The 20974-nt window shown below is 58.6% G+C and carries 20 protein-coding genes and 1 pseudogene; 13 read left to right on the plus strand and 8 right to left on the minus strand.

Going from position 1 to position 20974, the window contains the following annotated elements; translation table 11 throughout:
* Positions 1–1263: an OprD family porin gene (locus tag BLL38_RS03510; protein WP_020300856.1), complete on the plus strand. Its 1263-nt coding sequence runs from the start codon at positions 1–3 to the stop codon at positions 1261–1263.
* A 435-nt stretch (positions 1264–1698) separates the two neighbouring features.
* Here BLL38_RS03510 and BLL38_RS31630 read toward each other — a convergent pair whose 3' ends face one another.
* Positions 1699–1971: a response regulator transcription factor gene (locus BLL38_RS31630; protein ID WP_081997921.1), complete on the minus strand. Its 273-nt coding sequence runs from the start codon at positions 1969–1971 to the stop codon at positions 1699–1701.
* Positions 1972–2194: 223 nt separating this feature from the next.
* Between BLL38_RS31630 and BLL38_RS03525 the strand changes: the two are divergent.
* From BLL38_RS03525 to BLL38_RS03535, 3 genes and pseudogenes are all read left to right on the plus strand, one after another.
* Positions 2195–3373: pseudogene (locus BLL38_RS03525) on the plus strand (IS3 family transposase).
* Between the two features lie 228 nt (positions 3374–3601).
* Entirely contained in the window at positions 3602–3787 is a 186-nt protein-coding gene (locus BLL38_RS31635) for an acyl-CoA dehydrogenase C-terminal domain-containing protein (RefSeq protein ID WP_076961359.1), read from the plus strand.
* 63 nt (positions 3788–3850) lie between these two features.
* Positions 3851–5503: a methyl-accepting chemotaxis protein gene (locus tag BLL38_RS03535; protein WP_020300852.1), complete on the plus strand. Its 1653-nt coding sequence runs from the start codon at positions 3851–3853 to the stop codon at positions 5501–5503.
* Here BLL38_RS03535 and BLL38_RS03540 read toward each other — a convergent pair.
* Genes BLL38_RS03540 through BLL38_RS03550 form a run of 3 tightly spaced genes read right to left on the minus strand, consistent with a single transcriptional unit; the run spans position 5491 to position 8663 of the window.
* Positions 5491–7017 carry a DHA2 family efflux MFS transporter permease subunit gene (locus BLL38_RS03540; protein WP_050585608.1) on the minus strand — a complete coding sequence of 509 codons (1527 nt, stop codon included), beginning with the start codon at positions 7015–7017 and terminating at the stop codon, positions 5491–5493. The genes BLL38_RS03535 and BLL38_RS03540 overlap by 13 nt on opposite strands.
* Complete coding sequence (locus BLL38_RS03545) at positions 7010–8191, minus strand: HlyD family secretion protein (RefSeq protein ID WP_020300850.1); 1182 nt, start codon at positions 8189–8191, stop codon at positions 7010–7012. The genes BLL38_RS03540 and BLL38_RS03545 overlap by 8 nt, the downstream gene beginning before the upstream one ends.
* The gene (locus tag BLL38_RS03550) at positions 8184–8663 is read right to left on the minus strand and encodes a MarR family winged helix-turn-helix transcriptional regulator (protein ID WP_020300849.1); all 480 of its coding nucleotides are present in this window, start codon (positions 8661–8663) and stop codon (positions 8184–8186) included. The genes BLL38_RS03545 and BLL38_RS03550 overlap by 8 nt, the downstream gene beginning before the upstream one ends.
* On the opposite strand from BLL38_RS03550, the gene BLL38_RS30290 reads away from it, so the two are divergent.
* The 4 genes from BLL38_RS30290 to BLL38_RS03565 all read left to right on the plus strand — a co-directional run bounded on the left by BLL38_RS30290 (position 8650) and on the right by BLL38_RS03565 (position 11767).
* Entirely contained in the window at positions 8650–8850 is a 201-nt protein-coding gene (locus BLL38_RS30290; RefSeq protein ID WP_128706716.1) for a hypothetical protein, read from the plus strand. The two genes, BLL38_RS03550 and BLL38_RS30290, sit on opposite strands and share 14 nt — an antisense overlap.
* A 122-nt stretch (positions 8851–8972) precedes the next feature.
* Entirely contained in the window at positions 8973–9914 is a 942-nt protein-coding gene (locus BLL38_RS03555) for a Rieske 2Fe-2S domain-containing protein (protein WP_020300847.1), read from the plus strand.
* Positions 9915–9931: 17 nt separating this feature from the next.
* Entirely contained in the window at positions 9932–10963 is a 1032-nt protein-coding gene (locus tag BLL38_RS03560; protein WP_020300846.1) for an aromatic ring-hydroxylating oxygenase subunit alpha, read from the plus strand.
* 24 nt (positions 10964–10987) lie between these two features.
* Positions 10988–11767: an SDR family oxidoreductase gene (locus BLL38_RS03565; RefSeq protein WP_020300845.1), complete on the plus strand. Its 780-nt coding sequence runs from the start codon at positions 10988–10990 to the stop codon at positions 11765–11767.
* On the opposite strand, the gene BLL38_RS03570 is transcribed toward BLL38_RS03565, so the two are convergent.
* Positions 11764–12171, minus strand: coding sequence for a VOC family protein (locus tag BLL38_RS03570; RefSeq protein WP_020300844.1), 408 nt, complete (start codon positions 12169–12171; stop codon positions 11764–11766). The genes BLL38_RS03565 and BLL38_RS03570 overlap by 4 nt on opposite strands.
* A 192-nt stretch (positions 12172–12363) precedes the next feature.
* Between BLL38_RS03570 and BLL38_RS03575 the strand changes: the two genes are divergently transcribed.
* From BLL38_RS03575 to BLL38_RS03595, 5 genes are read left to right on the plus strand one after another with little or no spacing between them, the layout of a single operon-like run.
* On the plus strand, positions 12364–14601 hold the full coding sequence (locus tag BLL38_RS03575) for a CoA transferase (RefSeq protein WP_020300843.1): 2238 nt from the start codon (positions 12364–12366) through the stop codon (positions 14599–14601).
* 50 nt (positions 14602–14651) lie between these two features.
* A complete protein-coding gene (locus tag BLL38_RS03580; protein WP_020300842.1) occupies positions 14652–15389 on the plus strand; it encodes an SDR family NAD(P)-dependent oxidoreductase in 738 nt (245 codons plus the stop codon).
* A gap of 24 nt (positions 15390–15413) precedes the next feature.
* Positions 15414–16709 carry an acyl-CoA dehydrogenase family protein gene (locus BLL38_RS03585; RefSeq protein ID WP_020300841.1) on the plus strand — a complete coding sequence of 432 codons (1296 nt, stop codon included), beginning with the start codon at positions 15414–15416 and terminating at the stop codon, positions 16707–16709.
* Positions 16706–17758 carry a phosphotransferase family protein gene (locus BLL38_RS03590; RefSeq protein ID WP_020300840.1) on the plus strand — a complete coding sequence of 351 codons (1053 nt, stop codon included), beginning with the start codon at positions 16706–16708 and terminating at the stop codon, positions 17756–17758. The genes BLL38_RS03585 and BLL38_RS03590 overlap by 4 nt, the downstream gene beginning before the upstream one ends.
* 17 nt (positions 17759–17775) lie before the next feature.
* Entirely contained in the window at positions 17776–18531 is a 756-nt protein-coding gene (locus BLL38_RS03595; protein ID WP_020300839.1) for an SDR family NAD(P)-dependent oxidoreductase, read from the plus strand.
* A 28-nt stretch (positions 18532–18559) separates the two neighbouring features.
* Here BLL38_RS03595 and folE read toward each other — a convergent pair whose 3' ends face one another.
* Genes folE through BLL38_RS03610 form a run of 3 tightly spaced genes read right to left on the minus strand, consistent with a single transcriptional unit; the run spans position 18560 to position 20961 of the window.
* A complete protein-coding gene (gene folE, locus BLL38_RS03600; protein WP_020300838.1) occupies positions 18560–19117 on the minus strand; it encodes a GTP cyclohydrolase I FolE in 558 nt (185 codons plus the stop codon).
* A 36-nt stretch (positions 19118–19153) separates the two neighbouring features.
* Positions 19154–19783 carry a TetR/AcrR family transcriptional regulator gene (locus tag BLL38_RS03605; protein ID WP_020300837.1) on the minus strand — a complete coding sequence of 210 codons (630 nt, stop codon included), beginning with the start codon at positions 19781–19783 and terminating at the stop codon, positions 19154–19156.
* Positions 19780–20961: an acetyl-CoA C-acetyltransferase gene (locus tag BLL38_RS03610; RefSeq protein ID WP_020300836.1), complete on the minus strand. Its 1182-nt coding sequence runs from the start codon at positions 20959–20961 to the stop codon at positions 19780–19782. The genes BLL38_RS03605 and BLL38_RS03610 overlap by 4 nt, the downstream gene beginning before the upstream one ends.
* Positions 20962–20974: the final 13 nt, after the last annotated feature.

The raw sequence follows: 20974 nt of genomic DNA on the forward strand, positions 1-20974 counted from the left end.
ATGTACTACAAAAATTGCGGCCCGCTCGTGTGGCCGGCGTTACTGTGTTTTTGTACGCCAGGCTTGGCATGGGCTGAGGAATCCGATTTTTTCAAAGATTCGACCGCTACACTTCAGGCCAGAAACTACTACTTTCAACGTAACTATTTAGATATTCGCGGGGCCGAGAAACCCAAGGCAGAAGAGTGGGCTCAAGGCTTCATTCTTAATTTCAAATCAGGTTATACCCCAGGCGCGGTCGGCTTTGGTATTGATGCGATTGCCACTCTGGGCCTCAAGCTTGATAGTGGCCCTGGACGGGTAGGGACGGGCTTGCTGCCTATTAAGGATAGCGGGGCTCCTGCCGACGATTACAGTCGCGTAGGGCCAACCTTAAAAGCCAGGTTTTCTAAAACCGAACTGAGGCTGGGTGAACTTCAACCAGACATTCCCGTCTTGCCCTTCAGCGATATTCGTTTGCTTCCACCTTCCTATCAGGGGGCCTCCTTTTCGAGCAGCGAACTTACTGGGCTGACCCTTCAAGGCGGGCGAATCAAATCGACTAGTCTACGAAATGAAGCCGGTGACGAAAAGTTGATCGCGATGTTGGGCTATATTCCGCAACGCACAGCGTCCAGTGATGCCTTCAATTATATGGGCGGTGACTATAGTTTTAATGAGTCACGTACCACTGTCAGTGGTTGGTACGCCCAACTGGAGGACATTTACCGACAGAGTTATGTTGGCATTAAGCATAAGCAGTTAGTAGGGCGTTGGTCGGTGACCGGTACGTTGGCACAGTATGATGCTGTGGAAGATGGTGATCATTTAATAGGGGCGGTCGATAATCGGGCTTTGTATGGCACCCTTGGGGTGGCAAGGTCCGGGCATGCTGTGACCGTAGGGTACCAAAGAATGTACGGTAACACCGCGTTCCCCCGGGTGTTCGCCAATATAGCGCCCTTGGCCAATGAACTACCTACTTATGACTTCTCATCACAAAACGAAGTGTCTTATCAGGTGCGTTACGACTATGACTTCGCTGCGGCGGGTGTACCGGGCCTCCTATTTTCGACTAGATACGTTGTGGGGAACAATGTTGAGACAGGGCGCGGCTATGAGGGTAAGGATAGCGAACGCGATATCGATATGTCTTATGTTTTCCAGAGCGGGCCTGTCAAGGGATTGGGTATCAGGCTTCGCGATGCCGTAGCGCGGTCTAATTACAGAACTGATATTGACGAGTATCGCGTCGTTCTCAGTTATACCTGGAAGCTGCTATAGCCTTGCGCTCTTACCAACCCTGCGCGCCAATGGCCAAATATGTCGTCCGTCAATTGATCTTAATCTGTTCATCTGCGTGCTGATCGTGGGCTATTGCTACCTCAGTCGCTCATAGCGTTGGCGCTGATTGAAAACTGATCAGCCTTTACTGGGGCAGTTTTCGGTCAGCGGCAACACCATCGGAACAGCTCGCGTCCATGTGGTAGCGGGACACCATTGGTGCGTGGATAGCCGGCACGCGCCGGCAAGTCTCTTGTTTCAATTACACATCGCTATACCAACCGGGCTAACCCGATTCAGGAGCGGAACCTCAACCTGGAACTAAGACTATTGCGTCAAGGACAGCCGGCCACCCCCGTTGTCAGGGGGAGGCGTGGATTGAGACAGGGGGGCTGTGAGAGCGGGGATTGGAAGAAAGGGGCCAAAGGCCTGGCGTTAGCCAGTCAACTCGAGAATACCCAACATGTAGGTGCGATCCACGACATGCTTGCGAGTACTCGCCTGGAATTTTCCAAAGAGGTTTTTCAAGTGCCATTTCACGGTTTCTCCAGCGACATTCAACGCCTGGGCAATCTGCTTGTTCGACAGGTTGCGAGCGAGCAGTTGCAAGACTGCTCGCTCCTTGGGTGTGAGCAGGCGGCTGGGTGAAGCAGAGCTTGGAGGGGGCTCCGGGCGCACAACCGGACCTGAGTGAAGCGAGGCCTGCATGGCCGGCCTGGTCGTTTCGCTTGCGATCTTTTGCAACCACTTGACCAGTGCGGGATGGGTGTTCTGAACAATGCGCTGCAGTCTATGTCACGCTCGTTGGCGTAGTAGTGGTGCAATTGGGGACACCAGGCAGCGTCGATTTTTTCGTTACGTGAAGGGTGTAGTGGTCTAATTTCCCCGGACACCCCGATAGGTGGAAAATACACCTATTGAGGAGTTCTCCATGACCGACAAACGCAAAGTATTCGACGACAGCTTCAAGCTGGAAGTTGTAAAGATGATCAAGGACCAGGGCCTGAGTGTTTCACAGGTTTGTCGTGATCTTGATATTGGTGATACGGCCGTTCGACGCTGGGTACAACAGTATGAGGCCGAGAAGTTGGGGCAAGCCGGGATCGGCAAGCCGCTGACCTCTGAGCAACAGCGTATTCGCCAGTTGGAGCAAGAAAACCGTCAGCTCAAGATGGATAACGATGTATTAAAAAAAGCCACCGCCTTCTTTGCCCGCGAGCTGAAGTAACGTACCGCTTGGTTCGCCAGCTGCAACAGAAGGCTTGTTCGGTGGCGTATGTGTGCCGTTTGTTGGGGGTTAGTCGATCCGGCTTCTACGAGGCCAACAAGCGCGCTGGGGCTCCTGCATCGATCTGCCCCGTTGCTCTGCAACTCAAGGCGTCGTTTGCTGAAAGTGGCGGCTGTTATGGCAGTCGCCCATTGCGTAAAGCGTTACGCGCAAAGGGTATGCAAGTAGGCATTTACAAGATTCGCCGCATGATGCGCGTCAACGGCCTGCGTTCGGCCTGGAAGCGTAAATTTGTGCACACCACCGACAGCAAACATGACCTGCCGATTGCTGAAAATGTATTGAACCGCCAATTTGAACCCGAGGCGGCGAACAAGGCCTGGGTAGCAGACATTACCTACATCCGAACCCGCAGTGGCTGGTTGTATCTGGCTGTGGTGCTGGACTTGTTCTCACGCAAGGTAGTGGGCAGGTCAATGGCGCCGAACATGCCCGCTGAACTGGTGTGCAGTGCAATGCAGCTGGCGGTTGCTCAACGTCAACCGCCACCCGGCTTGATCGCCCACTCGGATCGCGGCAGCCAGTACGCGAGTGCGAGCTACAGAGCGCTACTGGCAAGAAGTGACATGCAGCAAAGCATGAGCCGTAAAGGTAACTGCTGGGATACGCAGTGATGGAGCGCTTCTTTCTGAGCTTGAAAATGGAGCGGGTATGGCGACGTGATTACGCCAACCATGCCGAGGCGATACGCGACATCACTGAGTACATCGTTGGGTTTACAACAACGAACGGCTGCACTCGAAACTGGGATATCTGCCACCGACCGTTTACGAACGGGCGATGGCGTCAAAATCACCTATCGAGGTGTCCGGAATTAGTTGACCACTACAGGGTGCGGGTTCCTCCCTGCTTGCCCGGTGACTCCGCATTTAGCGGAATTCCCGGCCTTCATTGAAAAACTTTCCCTCGCCTGAATAGGTAAGCACTTGCTGGAAGCCTCACATGGACGTTCGCTTACGGCTGAGCAGGTCGCCGCAGGCTCGATGAAGCCGCAGGGCTGCGGCATTCATCGGTACTGGCGGCGGAATTAATCAAGGCACTGGCGATTCTGTGGGGGGCGGTATCGAACCTGACCTTGGTCTTTGCAATGCCGCTGCTTACCTGGGCCTGTTCGTTCCAGTGCTGGTTGGCTGGCTTTGGTTACGCCAGGCGTTAGTTGCAGGGCGGAGGCAAGGCACGATGGCGGGACATCAAACTTTTAATATTGTTCTGATAATAGAATTAAATACTGTATAAAGAATAATGCAGGATAAATTGCCTGCCTAGTCACGCCCTATAAAAACAAAAACGGTAACCAACATGTCATTTCTGAAAGGCTTCTCAATCGGCGCCAAGCTCCTCGTGCTGCCCGGGTTATTTGTGCTCGCTCTACTGGTTGTCTCGGGTCTGGCCTACCGCGGGCTGGCTAAGCAACAAGCGGTAATCGAGGAAATCGACCAGTTGCGTTTCCAGCAATATCGGCAAGTGTTAGAAACCTCGGCCGCCTCGCAGGCGGCGATGGTCGGCGCATATGCCACAGGCGCGCGCATCCTTGAATCCAGTGGGCAAGCTTCCGCGGAAGACCTTGAGTCATATCTTGAAGATATGCAGGCCAGTGTTGACGACATGCGTGCCGGGCTGGACAAGGTGGCTCGTGAAACTCGCCTGGGCGAAGAGGAGAGAGCGCTCTATCAAGCGGTGCAGGAGCAGGCCGCAGTGGTCGGCGAGGGGCTTGCCGAATTCAAGCGCACTGCTTTGAGTGACCAGATACAGGCTGCCTCGCTGCTGGGTCGGGTGCGTGCCGACAACAATGGCCTGCAAGGTCAATTCAACCGGCTGTTGGGCCTACAAGCCGAGCTGACCTCTGGCGCCTTCGCTGAGGCGGGCGCAACACAACAGCAGGTCTCACGGATGCTCGTCGCGGTGCTGCTGGGTGGCAGCTTACTGGCTGTGTTAGTCAGTCTTTTGTTGCGTGCGCAAATCATCCGGCCCATTCGGGAAATCGAGAGGGCTTCGATCGAGTTGCGCGATGGCGACCTGACCCGACGCGTGCGGGTCATGGGTCGAGACGAGATTGCCCACACGGCTCAGGCATTCAACGAACTCATTGATAGCTTCCAGCAGGCAATGCGCAAGGTAGCCGGAGTCGCGGCATCGGTCGGCGCCTCGGCAGAGGAGCTGGTGGGCGCTTCGGCGCGTGTGGCGCAAAGCTCTACGGCGCAGGCCGGTGCGGTGGGCGCGGTGTCGATGACCATCGAGCAGATGAGCGACGGGATTGCGGCAATCTCCAGTCATGCTGAAAGCCTGCGCAGCTGCGCCGAAGCCAGTTTGCGCGGTGCGCAGGATGGACACTTGGCCTTGTCGCGACTGCTCGAGAAAATCGACAGCGTGCGCCATGCATTCTCCGCCATCCGTGGCTCGGTGGGCGATTTTGTCGAAAGCACTACTGCGATCACCGCCAGCATCGGTCAGGTCAAGGACCTTTCCGCGCAGACCAGCATGCTGGCGCTCAATGCGGCGATCGAGGCGGCACGGGCTGGCGAGAGTGGACGCGGCTTCAGCGTGGTGGCGGACGAAGTGCGTAATCTGGCACAACGCTCTGCGCTGGCAGCCAACTCGATCAACCAGTTGACGGTAAAGCTCGAGAGCCAGTCCGAGGTGGTCGACGAAGCCCTGCGCGCCGGCACGGTGGCATTGGACGACAGCGGCCGACTGCTGAGTGAGTTGGAAAGTACCCTGCAACAGGCAGCGGAACTGGTCGGCGACTCCACGCGTGGGGTGGACCGGATTGCCGATGCGGTGAGCGTGCAGAACGAGGGTGGGCGGGGCATCGTTGCCAACGTCGAGCACATCGCACGCATGGCCGGCGAGGGCGATGCGATCACTCATCAGGTGTCCGGAGCTGTGGTGTCTTTGCGCGAACTGTCCGATGAGCTGAATGTAGCAGTGGGACGTTTTCGCTACGAGGCCTGATTTGCTTGAGACTTCGGTGTCCTGAATATCAGCAGCAGGGGTATGACTCCAATGGATAACCACATCAGCAGCTTGAAGTCATCCAGGTAGGCCACCCAGCTGGCCTGCACAGTGATCATGCCATCCAGCGCCGCACGCCCGCCGGCGGTTAATGGATTGAGTTGGTTGTTTACAGGCCAGGCATCGAACAGGCGGTTGAACGGCGTAACGTATGCGCCGATTTCGGCATGATTGATCTGAGTGTTTTGAGCCAGCAGCACCGTAACGATCGAGATGCCAACGCTTGAGCCGACATTGCGTGACAGGTTGTACAGACCAGTGGCTTCGCCACGCAAATGCGGCGCTAGGGTGGTAAAGGCGATGGTGGTCAGTGGGACGAACAACAGACCCAGGCTCGCGCCCTGAATAAAGCCGACGTACACGATGGTGTTGATGGACACTGCCGGCGTCCAGCCGGTCATCATGTACATCGACCAGGCGGACAGCAACAAACCGCAAAACAGTATCCAGCGAATATCCACTTTGCCGATGATCTTCCCGGCAAGGAACATGCTAAGCATGGTCCCCAGTCCGCGTGGCCCCATGACCATGCCGGCGGTGAGCACCGGGTGACCAATCAGGGTTTGCAGGTAGGGTGTCATCAGCGCCAATGACGCTAAATAGGTAATGCCGATGATGAAGATAAACACGACCGCCACCGAGTAATTGCGGTCCTTGAACAGTTTCAGACTGATAAAGGGCTTGTCGTGGGTGAAGGTGTGGACGATGAAAATGTACGAAGCGATGGCGGCCACCAGCGCCTCCAGGATGATTTCTCCTGAATCGAACCAGCCCAGCTGTTCACCGCGGTCGAGGAACAATTGAATCGACAGGATCGCCACGCTGAGCGAGCCAAAGCCTAGCCAGTCCAAACGGGCGGTTCTGTCGGCCGGGGTTTCCTGAATGAAGCGCATCATGCCGACAAAGGCCAGCAATCCGATAGGCAAGTTGATGAAGAACACCCAGCGCCAGCTGAGGTGTTCTGTTAGCCAGCCGCCGATCATCGGACCCAGCACCGGACCAACCATCACCGACACGCCGAACAAGGCCACTGCCGAGCCACGGTCTTTCTGCGGGTAAATATCCAGCAGAATGCCTTGCGATAACGGCACCAATGCTGCCCCTGCCAGCCCTTGCAGTAAACGGAACAGGATGATTTCTTCCAGGGACCGGGCAATGCCACAGAGCACCGACGCCAATACAAAACCGAAGATCGACCACAGCAATACGCGCTTGCGACCGAAGCGTCGGGCAAGGAATGCCGAGGGCGGCGTCATGATGGCGGTGGCGACGATGTAGGAAGTCAGTACCCAGTTAATCTGGTCGGCACTGGCCGACACACTGCCCTGCATATAGGGTAGGGCGACGTTGGCGATGGTGGTGTCCAAGGCTTGCATGACCACTGCCAGCACCACACACAGCGTAATCAGTACTCGTAGCGGCGAAGGTGGCAGCGGCCCAGTTACTTCACTCATGATGGCGGGCGAGCAGGTTGGCCAGCGGTTTCGGCAGACCACGGGCGGTTCCGGTATCGATCTCTACCAAGGCACTCATGCCGTGGCGCAGCGCGGGTTTGCCTACGGCATCGTCGATACGGATCTTCACCGGAATACGCTGCACAACCTTCACCCAATTGCCCGTGGTGTTCTGTGCCGGCAGTAGCGAAAAGCTGGAGCTGGAAGCCGGGCTGATGCTTTCCACGGTGCCGTGCCAGGTCACGCCGGGATAAGTGTCTACCTCAATGGTTGCGTCCTGGCCGACGTGAGCGTTGGTCAGCTCGGTTTCTTTCGGCGAGGCAGCCACCCATAGGTGTTCGCTGGACACCAGGCTAAAGCCTGATTGTGGGGGTTGCAGGTAGGCGCCCACTTGCAACGAGTCCACGTTGGTCACCACGCCGTCGAACGGGGCGGTCACCACCGAGTTACGCAGGTTGCGTTCGGCTTCATTGAGCGCTGCTTGTGCTTGTAAGTAGGAGGGATGTTGCTCGAGAGGCCTGTCCAGCCGTCCTCCCAGTTGGGCTAATGCCGCAGCAGCCTGGGACTTGGCTACCAAAACCTGCTGGCGGGTATTGTCGAGGTCCTGATGGGCGTCGTCGTAGATTGTCTTGGAGACGGCGGCAACGCTGACAAGTTTTTCCAGCCGTTGGAAATTGGTCTGGTAGTAGGGCAGCCTGGCTTCAGCCTGGGCGATTTCGGCCAGTGACTGGTTGTAGCTGGCCTTGAGGTAAAGGATCTGGTTGCGCGCGCCTTCCAGTTGCGCGCTGGCACTGGCCAAGGCGATTTCAAAGGGTTCTGGCTTCAAGCGAAATAACACTTGGCCCTTGCTCACGACTTGGTTGTCACTGACCTCAATGGCCGCCACGATCCCGGCCACATCGGTCGAAACGCCCACCCGTTCGGCCTGAACGTAGGCGTTGTCGGTACTGACCACTTGGCCACCCAACACATACCAGGCGCCACAGGCCACGACGACAATCGGCGCCAGCAAAAACAGGCCGACGCGCCAGCGTTGCCGTGGAGCGCCGGAGGATTCTGGCCCATGACGATCAAGGGTGGGAGCTTCAGGCGCCTGCGCTTCAGGTTTCGCCAGTGGGTCGAGTGGACGGGCTTCTGCCTGCACCGCATGACGCTGCAATGTGGACTCAGCCATGCGTCACCTCGTCTGCCGCGCAGTTAGTGGGCTCATCCACCGGCTGGCTGCAAGCCGTCAGCAAGTGTTCACGCATGCGTTCGAGGTACTGCAGCAATTGATCGTGCTCCTGAACGGAAAAGTCGGCCATGGTTTCCACTCGAGTCTGCTCGCCAATGGTGCGCATGAATTGCAGCAGCGGATGGGCATCCGGAGTGAGAAATAACAGGGAAAAACGGCGATCGGTGGCGTGGTTGCGACGTTCGATCAGACCGCGCTCCTGCATTTTGTCCAGCAAGCGCACCAGCGTGACCGACTCGATTTCAAGCAAGTCGGCCAGACCCTTCTGGTGAATGCCTTCATGCGTGGACAGTTTGGCCAGAACTTGCCATTGAGAGCGCGTGAGACCGGCTGCGCGGGCCCATTGTTCGAAGCGTTTACGCATCAAACGGGCAACGTCATGGAGGACAAAGCCGAGGATGGATTGGGTCATCGTCAACGCACCTGAAGTGAATGAGCATGCTCATGGTGATCAGGCTTATAGGTTTTCTGCTGATCCTTTTCAAGGAAAAATGGGCATTAAAGTTAAGAATGTTCATATTCAGCGATTTATTTGGCTGATAATCCGTTTTGTTGAGCAGTGTTCGGAGTATTTCTGGGTTCTAGATAGGTTTTTATGAGTATGAACATAAATCATTAAAATGTTTACTTATGGTTGCCATCACAGCATTGTGCCGCTACCGTTAGCGTTGATTGCATTGCAAACAAAAGCCCAAAAACACAACAACAATGAGGCAAACCGATGACGACCCCTGGCTGGTGGGCCATGGCGCTTTCCGAGGCTGTGAATGATCAAAAGCCATTGGCCGTGGCCTTTGGTGGCGAGGAACTGGTCCTGTTCCGCAACGCAGCCGGGCAGGCTTTTGCTCTGGAAGACCGTTGTCCACATCGGCGGGTGCCGTTGGCTCTGGGACGAGTTGTCGAGTCTGGTTTGCAATGTGGTTACCACGGCTGGACCTTCGATGGTGCCAGTGGCGGTTGTACAAAAATTCCCAACCTTAATGATGATGAGCGCGTACCGCCACGCTATGCCGTGCGGGCCTTTCAGGTGAGCGAAGCCAATGGCTTCGTCCATGTGTGGTTGGGTGAGGGCGCATCGCAAGGGGAGCTCCCCAGCAGCGATTACCGGCCAAGCGGTCGCGAATTTACCGGTTCCACCGTCGTCAACATGAGTCACGACCAGTATCTGGCGGCGATGCTCGACGGCCCGGAATGCTTGCTCGGCTTTACCCATGTGCGCCTCACCGATTTCTTCCTTGGCGATCTACGCAGAGAGCAGGGCCGCGTGGTTCTGGAGCGCGGTGCGGTATGGTCCACACAATTTCTGCCATCGCAGTTTGTGGTGGACTACCCCTTGATTGTGCGCACCGCAGTACCCCTGAGCGGCGGCAGTATTCGGGTGGATTTGCTCAACGAAGAAGAAATGCCGCTCGTTACCCTGATGATCGCAACCGGGGCCAACCGCCGTGGCACCACCAGCCTGTGCTGGCGAGGATTCGTGACTGAGCACGTGCCGGCCAAGGCACCGTTGCGTTGGCGTATTGCCCGTGCATTCAGCAGGTCGCCGTTCCGGGTGAACCACTTGATTGACGGCGTAGCCGTCGCGGCCCTGCTGCAAGCCCCATCCCGCGACCTGCGTGCCTTTCGCCGACCGCATCTGATTCCCGCAAGCGCGATCGTCTGAGCACAGGAGAACTCACCATGCATTCCGTGCCTTCCTCTACCGATACTCCGTCGCGCAAAGTGCGGGGTGACTGGACACCGATCAACTATGACCTGCGTGACACCTGGTTTCCGGTCTCCCATAGTCGCGACCTCAGTGCCCAGCCAATTCGTCGAATCATTCATGCCCAACCCTATTACCTGTGGCGGGAAAACGGGCAGCCGAGAGCAGCTGAATTCCATCCCTATCGTCTGCGTGAAAATACGTGCGTGCTGACGGCATTCACTGGCGGCAGCGGGTTTTATCCGCTGGTCGAGCGTTACGGCTACATTTGGGTCTGGTACGGCAACCCGGATGCCGCCGATACATTGCTGCTGCCGCATATCCCGTTCCTGCCGCAAGACGGCAGTCTTCCTGGCTACACCCAGCGCACCGTGCGATTCGATGCGACCTCTGCGCTCTCTGTAGAAAACCTGATTGACCTGACCCACGCCGATTTCCTGCATGCCAATACCATCGGCGACGGCATCAGCGAGTCGGACGAGGTCGAGGTGCAATGGACCTCTGAAACGGTGACCCGCACCCGTACAGTCGCACAAAAATCAGTGGCGCCGATCATGCGTTGGGTCGGCGGGGTGCGCGCCAAGTACCAGGATTTTCGCGCGGTGCTGCACATCCATTTGCGCAGTAATGTGTGCATCTCCTACCCGCGATTTCGTCCCGGTTATGACGTTCCTAACTTGCAACCGTTCTTGCCGGTGGGCAAGCATCGCTCGCGCTGTGACGTCACGTTCAATACCACCGCTGCACCGTCACCGTTTCGCTACGTGATGCCGCGCATCAACTACATCATCCAGCCCCAGGACAACTCGGTGGTGCGTCCGCAAAATCAGCGCTATTTCGAGACCGATGAGCGACGTGACCTGCATTCGCGTTTCGATACCCCAGGTACTCGTTATCGCTACCAGATGGAACAACTGGTCGAACGCCAGCGCGCCGGTCAGTTCGCCTACGGCAGCGATGCTGAACCCGGACGCGATATCAGCACGTTGTTGGGCATGAAAGACTGACCCCATCACGCAAGGAGTACGGCTATGGATCTGGGCATTGGCGGGCGCATGGCGGTGGTATGCGCGTCTTCACGAGGGCTTGGCAAAGCCTGTGCGCTGGCATTGGCGCAGGAGGGTTGCGAGATACTGATCAACGGCCGCAATGCCGAGACCCTGGCGCAAACCGCGCAGGACATTTTTCTCGGCACTGGCCGGCTGCCCCGCACGGTGGTGGCGGATCTGTCCACCTCTGCCGGGCGTGCGACATTGTTGGCCGCGTGCCCGGTAGTCGACATTCTGGTGACCAACAACGGCGGCCCAGAGCCGGGTCGTCTGGAGGATTGGGATCACGCGGCCTGGATGGCGGCCATTGAGGCCAACATGCTCTCAGGCATTCTGCTTATCCAGGCTGTGATCGGCGGTATGCGGGCGCGAGGTTTCGGCCGCATCGTCAATATCACCTCGGCGATGGTCAAGTCACCGCGTTTGCCGTTGGGTTTGTCCACCGCTGCACGTGCCGGGCTGACCGCTTTTTGCAAAGCTCTGTCGGTCGAAGTGGCACGGGACAATGTAACGATCAACAATCTGCTGCCGGAGCGCATTGAGACGGACCGTCTGCGCTTTATGACCGAGCAGCTGGCGGGGCTTCGCCAGCTCAGTTTTGAGCAAGCACGGGTGGAAATGCTCAAGCCGATAGCGGCGCGACGATTTGGCCAGCCGAGCGAATTGGCAGCCGCCTGCGCATTTCTCTGTTCGGCGCAAGCCGGCTATATCACCGGGCAAAATTTGCAGATCGACGGCGGCAGTTATGCTGGATTGATTTAGCTTCCCCGGCGTTCCTTCCAGTCGGCGGGCAGCACTTCGCTGGCGTCGAAATCCAACTCCACTTCAACCCCATTGGGGTCCTGCATGAACAGCTGCCACGTGCGATCGGCGCCGGGAGCACGGATCACCTTGAATCGCACGCCGTGCTCATCCAGGTGCGTCCACATTTTCTGCAAGCCCTGGGCATGAAACGCCATATGGTCGAGCACGCCACGTCGCGGCTCCGGCATTTGTGATACGCCCACCACATGCAGTACGGGCTGTTGCCGGGCGTACAGCCAGAAGCCGGGAACCGGGAAGGGCGGGCGTGGCCCGTCGACCAGACCCAGTACCTCCACGTAGAAATCCCGTGTCGCCTCCAGTTGGTTGGTGACGATGGTGAAGTGGTCCATGCGCAGGATCATCGCAACGCCCCTGATCGGCTTTTAGTGATATTTAGACGAATTGTTATTTGCTGTTCATATTCCTGCTTATGATTCTATATTCGGAATACTAATCTATCTATGGAATTTATCATTGATCGCTTAGGGTAACGCCATGGATTCGTTCTGCAGCTCTGCTGCAAAACGCTAAGCGCAGAAGAAGACAGGTGCTGAATGAGCCAGGCAATCCTCGAAGGAATTCGCGTCATCAGTCTGTGTTCCGGCATTGCCGGCTCTGCCGCTGGCATGCATCTTTGCGAAGCGGGTGCCGAAGTGGTGATGATCGAGCCACCCGCCAACCCCGCCAGAGAGAAACAGGCGCTGTTTGCTGTGCTTAACCGTGGCAAGCGCAGTGTCATCCTCAGTCTGGAAAATCCCCAAGATCGTCAGCAACTAAACTCTCTGCTCGCGAGCGCCGATGTGCTGCTACACGACTTCACACCTTCGGTAGCGCAGGCCCATGGTCTGGCCGACGCGCAACTCGCTGCAGACTTTCCTCGCTTGATTATCTCGGCAATTAGCGGCTGGCCCCAACGGCATGCACTGGCGAATGCCATCCCCTGGGAAACTTTGATCCTGGCGCGCCTTGGCCTGTTGGACGAGCAACCGGCGCATCGCCCCGGCCCGGTATTCGTGCGCATGCCCTTTGCCAATTGGCTGGCCAGCTGGTTGTGCGTGGTTGGGGTGATGGCGCGGTTGCTTGCACGCGAACGTGACGGCTGCGGCGGTATCGCTCATACGAGTTTGGCTCAGGCAGCCTTGGTGCCAATGACCATGCATTGGAACCGCGCGCAAACGCCGACGCAGGCCTTTGCCAAAGGCCTGGATAAACACATTCCTATTCCGTTGCACCAATGCGCTGATGGCCGCTGGTTGCATGTGCATTATTCGCCGGACAAATCCCCGTGGATGGCCGCGGCACTCAGTGAGCTCGGCGAAACCGAAGTGGCTCGCTTGAACGCGCTGTGGCCATCGAGCCATGTGGCGCCAAACTTCGGCGCCAACAAGGCGATCATTGCCACACGGCCGGCACAGGACTGGGTCGAGCATTTCTGGCAGCACGACGTGGCCGCGCAAATTGCCGCTCCCTTTGGCGATATCTACTTCGACGAGCAAGCACGCCTGAATGGTTATGTGGTTGAAGTCGACGATGTGCAATTGGGCAAGACCCTGCAACCAGGCCCTGCCTGGCAGGTGCAGCCACCCGCACGAGTTGGCGGTAGCGCACCTCTGGCAGGTGAGGGGAACGCCGGACTGTCAGGCGCCGATGCTGTGATCCCTTCGCAAGTGCCCAGGTCGAGCCCGGCGCCCTTGCCTCCGCTGCACGGTCTGAAAGTACTGGATCTGGGCGCCTACCTGGCCGGGCCGTTTGCTTGCATGCTTCTGGCGGACCTCGGCGCCGAAGTCATTAAAGTCGAAGCGCCCAAAGGCGATGCCATGCGCCGCCTGGAGCGGATTTTCAGCGGCACCCAGCGTGGCAAGTTGGGGGTAGCGCTGCAGTTGGGCGATCAGCAAACCGAGCCCGCCGTAGAAGCGTTGGCCCGTTGGGCCGATGTTGTTCACCACAACATGCGGCTGCCGGCCGCACGCAAACTCAAGGTCGACTACGAGAGCCTCAAAGTGCTCAACCCGCAGCTGGTGTATTGCCATGTCAGTGCCTACGGACCGACCGGACCGCGCGCGGATTGGCCGGGTTTTGACCAATTGATGCAGGCTTCCTGCGGCTGGGAGAGGGAGCAGGGCGGGGAGGGGCAGGCGCCGATGTGGCTGCGTTTTGGCGTGGGCGATTTCTTTGCCGGTTTATCCTCGCTCTATGCCTTGCTGCTGGGATTGTACGAGCGCAACCGCAGTGGCGTCGGGCAAATGGTCAGCTCGTCATTGTTGGGCGCTACGTTGCTATCGATGAGCGAAGCGGTGGTGCTTGAAGACGGCAGCCTGACCCCAATCGAACATATGGATGCGCAACAGACTGGTGTGAGTGACGCACACCGTTTGTATCTATGTAGCGATGCCTGGCTGGTGGTGGCAGCGCTGCAACCGGATGAGGTGCAGCGTTTCAAGGCGCTCATGGGTGATCAGCCCGAAACCTGGTTTGCAGGTCTTACCCGGCAAGCGGCGCTCGCAGCATTGGCTGAAGTGCAAGTTCCTGCGCAGGCCGTCCTGGAGGCGCAGATGGATGCCTTTCTCGACAGCCCCGAACACGCCGCCGCGGGTCTGCACGCGCATTACTCACATGCTGTTTACGGCGACTTGCAACAGATCGGCGCGTTCTGGGATTTCGGCAACTTGCCGTTATCGCTGCAGCGCCCACCGCCCGCCCTCGGCCAACATACCCGGCAAGTTCTGGAAGGCCTCGGCTTTACCGGCAGCGAGCTCGAACGATTGGCCTCGGCTGGCCTGGTGGCGCTGTAACGGTGGGCCTATTGCCCGGCAGCATTTTTCGACAAGCACAAGGAATACCCATGTACGAGTTGGATTTCAGCGGTAAAACCGTGCTGGTAGTCGGCGGGTCCAGTGGCATCGGCAATGGCATTGCGCAGAACTTTCGCCAGCGCGGTGCCGAAGTGCATGTCTGGGGTACGCGTGCCTCGGCGGCGGCCTATCACGACTCACCCGACTCTAACCTTGAAGGCTTGCATTACGCGCAGGTCGACGTCGCGGATGCAGCGTTGATCGAAGCGGTCTGTGTGCCATTCACCCGTCTGGATGTGTTGGTGCAAGCGCAAGGCACGGTGCTCTACGACCGTCAGGAATTCCTCGCTGAGGGCTTCAAGCGCGTGCTCGACATCAACCTCACCAGCCTGATGGTCTGCGCGCAGAAATTTCACCCGCTGCTGATGGAAGCCAAGGGTTCGATGATCACGGTCAGTTCGGCAGCAGCGTTCCATTCTACCCGTGGCAACCCTGCCTACAACGCCTCGAAAACCGGCGCTTTCGGGCTGACTCGCACCTTGGCCGAAGCCTGGGCTCGTGATGGTATCCGGGTGAATGGCATTGCCCCGGGGCTGGTGGAAACCAAGCTGACACGGGTGACCACCAGCAACCCGAAACGCCTGGAAGGTGCGCTGCGCGCCATTCCTCAAGGGCGCCTCGGCACGCCTCAGGACATGGCTAATGTGGCTCTGTTTCTCGCCTCGCCGCTGGCCAGCTATGTGCTCGGCCAAACCCTATTGGTCGACGGCGGCATGCTGCTGGCCTGATCGCTATTTGCTAGGAGAAACACCATGGCCTGGGACTTTCAGACCGACCCCGAGATTCAAGTGGAACTGGATTGGATCGAGCAGTTCGTGCGTGAGGAAGTCGAGCCTCTCGACCACGTGTTGGGCAGCCCGTGGAATATCCACGACCCGCTGTTCAAGCAACTGGTCAAACCGTTGCAAGCGCAGGTGAAGGCGCGCAACTTGTGGGCTTGTCACCTGGGCCCGGAACTGGGCGGGGCAGGGTATGGCCAGGTGCGCCTTGCGTTGATCAATGAAATTCTCGGCCGCTCGCTGTTCGGACCGATTGTGTTTGGTTGTCAGGCACCGGACTCCGGTAACGGTGAAATCCTCGCCCATTACGGCACGCCGGCGCAGAAGCAGCGCTACCTGCAACCCTTGCTCGACGGCGATATCGTGTCCTGCTTCGCCATGACCGAACCCCAAGGCGGCGCGGACCCTGCGGTGTTCACCACCGAAGCGGTGCGTGAGGGTGATGACTGGCTGCTGAGCGGCGAAAAATGGTTTGCCTCCAATGCCCGCTACGCCGCGTTCTATATCGTGATGGCGGTCACCGATAAAAACGTGTCGGTGTATGAAGGCATGTCGATGTTTATTGTTGCCGCCGATGCTCCGGGGGTGAGCATTATCCGCAACGTCGGTATCGCCGATGACCCGGCCGCAACCCATGCCTACCTGTCGTTCGACAAGGTGCGAGTGCCTGCTGGCGACATGCTCGGCGCGCCCGGTCAGGCGTTTGTCGTGGCCCAGGTACGACTGGGTGGCGGCCGCGTGCACCATGCGATGCGGGTGATTGGCCAAGCGCAGAAAGCCCTGGATGCACTCTGTGAACGATCCCTGTCGCGTAGTACCCAGGGCAGCCGCCTGGCGGACAAGCAGATGGTCCAGGAAAAAATTGCCGACTCGTGGATCGAGCTCGAACAATTTCGTTTGCTGGTCATGCGCACGGCATGGCGCATCGACCAGTATCAGGACTACAAACGGGTACGCAAAGACATCGCTGCGGTGAAAGCCGCCATGCCCAAGGTGCTGCATGACATCGCCGCGCGCGCCCTGCATGTACATGGCTCGTTAGGGGTAAGCGAAGAAATGCCGTTTACCGGGTACATCGTCCGCTCCTTCCAGATGGGGCTGGCCGACGGGCCCACCGAAGTGCACAAAATCACGGTCGCCAAACAACTGCTACGCGATTATCAACCCTGCGACGAACTGTTCCCCGATTACCACCGGCCCACCGCGGCGGCCCGAGCCCGGGAAAAATACGCCGATGCATTGGCCAGTCTGGGCGAGTACGACGCATGAACGACTGGCAGGATCTGGTCGAACTCGAGCGCCTGGCTCTATGGATGGACTCAAAGGGTCTGGAAAGTGGCTCCATCGAGGCCCCACTGCGATTAACCGGAGGCACTCAGAATCTGTTGCTGCGCTTTCGGCGTGGCACGCGCGAATTCGTATTGCGTCGGCCTTCCAGGGAGTTGCGCGAAGTCGGCAGTAAAACCATTGCCCGTGAAGCACGGTTGCTCAAAGCGTTGGCCGGATCGCCGGTGCCCCATGCCGGCCTGATAGCCGACTGCGCCGACCAAGACGTTCTGGGCGCCAGTTTCTATTTGATGGAACCAGTACAGGGCTTCAATCCCAACTGCGCGGCAGGTTTGCCGACGCCGCACGCGCAGCAGCCAGCAATGCGCCGACGTATGGGGCTGGCCATGGTGGACGCGTTATTGCGTCTGGGAGAAATCGACTATCAGGCGGTGGGCCTGGGGGATTTTGGGCGGCCCGAAGGTTTTCATCAACGCCAGGTCTCACGTTGGCTGGCGCAACTGGACAGCGTCAAAGACTACCCCGGTTGGCCGGGCGCGAGCGGTCTGCCGGGACTTGCCCGGTTGGCCAACTGGTTGAGCGAGCATTACCCGACGCAGTTCCAGACCGGTATCCAGCATGGTGACTTTCACTTGTCCAACGTCATGTTTCGCCACGACAGCGCGGAACTGGCCGCAGTTGTCGATTGGGAGCTGGCGACCATCGGCGATCCGTTGCTCGACCTTGCCTGGCTGGTAGTCACCTGGCCCGGTGCTGATGGTCGTGGTGCCGGCACCATTGAAGTTCGCCCCTGGGAAGGCTTTTGCAGCAGCGACGAACTGGTCGCCCATTACCGCGCCGGCAGCTCGCGCTCGTTGGCGGACTTCACCTGGTACCTGGTGTTGGCCGGCTTCAAGCTCGGCATCTTTCTCGAAGTCAGTTACGCCCGTGCGTGTGCGGGCAAAGCCTCGATGGTCTCGGGTGAAAAACACCACGCCTCAGCGTTGCGTCTGTTCGCTACGGCGTTGCAGCGCATCGATCAAACAGTCTGATATCAGAGGAACAGCCCATGCAGCTGGCCGGTAAACGCATCATCGTCACGGGGGGCGCCAGGGGTATTGGCGCGGCAGTGGTCAAAGCATTTGTGGAGGAGGGAGCCTATGTCGTCAGCCTCGACCTGGGCGAAGCCGCCTCGATGACGGGGGACGGTGGCGGGTGGGCGCATACACGAGTCTGCGATATCGCTGACAGCCAATCCGTGGACGCCGCTTTCGCCTGGGCCAACGAACGGCTCAATGGTCTGGATGTGCTGGTACATGCTGCGGGTATCGCGCCGAATGCCAGTGCCGACAGCATCACGCTGGACGAGTGGGAAAAAGTCTTTGCGGTGAATACCCGTGGCACATTCCTGACCAACCGCGCGGCCTATGAGCTGCTGAAGGGCAGCGGTGGGCGGATCATCAACTTCGCCTCTGGGGCAGGCGTCATCGGACAGCCCGGCAAAGCCCATTACGCGGCCAGCAAGGGGGCCGTGCTGGCGTGGACGCGCACGGTGGCGCGGGAGTGGGGCCCATTGGGCATTACCGTCAACGCTATCGCCCCGGCGATGTGGACGCCGATGTACGAGGCGACTCGCGCGAGCATGAGCGCCGAACAACTGCAGCAGCACGATGCGTACATGGCAGGGCAAGTGCCCATCGGCGGACAACTGGGTGAACCGGCCCGGGATCTGGCGCCAGTGCTGGTATTTCTTGCCGGAGAAGGTTCTCGATTTGTCACCGGGCAGACGCTGATGATTGACGGCGGGATGCTGATGCTCAGTTGAGTTGAAGGTGGGGCGCCTGGCGCCTCGCCTAGCGGCTGCGGATCAGCTGCAAAAATTCCTGACGGGTGTTGTACGACTCGCGGAAGGCGCCAAGCATCACTGAAGTACTCATCACCGAGTTCTGCTTCTCCACACCTCGCATCATCATGCACATGTGTTTCGCCTCGATCACCACGGCCACCCCGGCGGCATTGGTGACCTGGGCGATTGCATCGGCAATCTGCCGGGTGAGGTTTTCCTGGATCTGCAGGCGGCGGGCAAACATGTCGATAATTCGCGCGACCTTCGACAATCCGAGCACTTTGCCTGTCGGTATGTAGGCAACATGAGCCTTGCCAATAAATGGCAAGAGATGATGTTCACACAGCGAATACAATTCGATTTCACGAACGATGACCATCTCATCGTTATCCGACTCGAACAGTGCTCCGTTGACGATCTCTTCCAGCGTTTGCCGGTAGCCATGGCAAAGATAACGCATGGCTTTCGCTGCACGTTCCGGAGTCTTGAGCAGGCCTTCACGCTGTGGGTCTTCACCGACGTGCTGGAGAATTTCCCGATAATTTTTCGTCATTTCTTCGTTCATCGATCGACCTTATTGTTAGTGATGTAAGGGGAGCAGCTAAGCCAGCGGCCTGCTCAAACCGGTCAGCACCATGCTGGTAAACAGACTCGTCAGACTTTCCAGAGGAGGCCGCGCATCCTGCGGGTAACCGGCTACCACGCCATCGAGCAATGCTTGCATGCCCAGCGCCATCGGTGCGCGCTGGCCGGCCGGCAATCCACAACGGCTGAGGATGTTTTCCAGGTCCCGGGTGCGGGTGTCGCGCAGTTGCTCGACGCGTTCGCGCTGCTCCAGGCTGAGGCTGCGAAATTCCATGCGCGTCAGCGTGTGGCGCTGATCGTGCAAGCTGTTGAACTGCAGGTGCACACGTACAAAACGTTGCAGTTGCAGCCGACCCTCAGCATGACGCGCGACCTTGGTTTGCAGTAACGCCAGAAGATCGCTTTCATGCGTCTCGATCAGTTCGAACAGCAGCGCCTGCTTGCTTTCAATGTGGTTGTACAGCGATCCCGGCTGCAAATGCATTGCGGCTGCCAATTGGCGCAGGCTGACACTTTCGAATCCATGCTCGGCAAATAATCTGAGCGCCGTGTGGTACAGCAATTCGTGGGTTCCGACATCGCCATCCGGCTGCCCATGCCAGCGCGGCTGAGGGCCGGCGGCCGTTGCGGGGCGGGCGCCAATCATGGACGTTCCAGCAACAGGGCGACGCCCTGGCCGCCGCCAATGCATAAGGTCGCCAGGCCTTTTTTCGCGTCGCGCTTGAACATTTCGTGCAGCAGCGTGACCAGCACACGACAACCCGAAGCGCCAATCGGGTGACCGAGGGCAATGGCGCCGCCGTTGACGTTCACTTTGTCAAAATCCCAACCCAGCTCTTTACCCACCGCCAACGACTGGGCAGCGAACGCTTCGTTGGCCTCGATGAGATCGAGTTCAGCCAGGCTCCAACCGGCTTTTGCCAGACACTTGCGACTTGCCGACACCGGCCCGATGCCCATGATCGCCGGGTCTACGCCAGTACACGCACCCGCCTTGATCTTTGCCAGAACGGGCAAGCCCAACTCCCTGGCCTTGTCTTCGCTCATCAACAGCACTGCAGCGGCGCCGTCATTGATTGTCGAGGCGTTGCCGGCGGTGACGCTGCCGTCTTTTCTGAAGGCTGGTTTGAGCCCGGCCAGGCTGACAGCAGTGGTTTGCGCGCGAGGTTGCTCATCCACGGCAAACAGCAGCGGCTCGCCTTTGCGCTGCGCAATCGGCACCGGGGTGATCTCCGCGACAAAACGGCCGGCCTCAATGGCTGCGCTGGCAAGTTGCTGCGAACGCAGGGCATAAGCGTCCTGCTGCTTACGGGTCAGGCTGTGAGCGTCGACCAGATTTTCCGCAGTGATGCCCATGTGGTAGTCGTGGAAGGCGTCGATCAGGCCGTCCTGCAGCAGCGAGTCGGCCAGTTGCGCGTTACCCATGCGCAAGCCGGTGCGCGCTTTGGCCAGCGTGTAGGGAGCCAAGCTCATGTTTTCCATGCCGCCGGCAATCACCACCTCGGCATCGCCACAGCGAATCGCCTGAGCCGCCAGCATCACGGATTTCAACCCGGAGCCGCAGAGCTTGTTCAGGGTCATGGCCGATACGCTATGGGGCAGGCCTGCTTTCAGCGCCACTTGGCGTGCCGGGTTTTGCCCACACCCGGCCGTGAGCACCTGGCCGAAAATCAACTCATCGACCAGGTCGACGTCAATCCCGGTTTTTTTCAGCAACGCCTGGACCACCACGCTGCCCAATTCCACGGCACTGGTGGTGGCCAATGCGCCTTGGAAGGTACCGATGGCGGTGCGGGTGGCGGCGACTATCACGACTTCATGCATGCTGTGCTCCAGT

This window comes from Pseudomonas gessardii (assembly GCF_001983165.1).
Classification (GTDB): domain Bacteria; phylum Pseudomonadota; class Gammaproteobacteria; order Pseudomonadales; family Pseudomonadaceae; genus Aquipseudomonas; species Aquipseudomonas gessardii.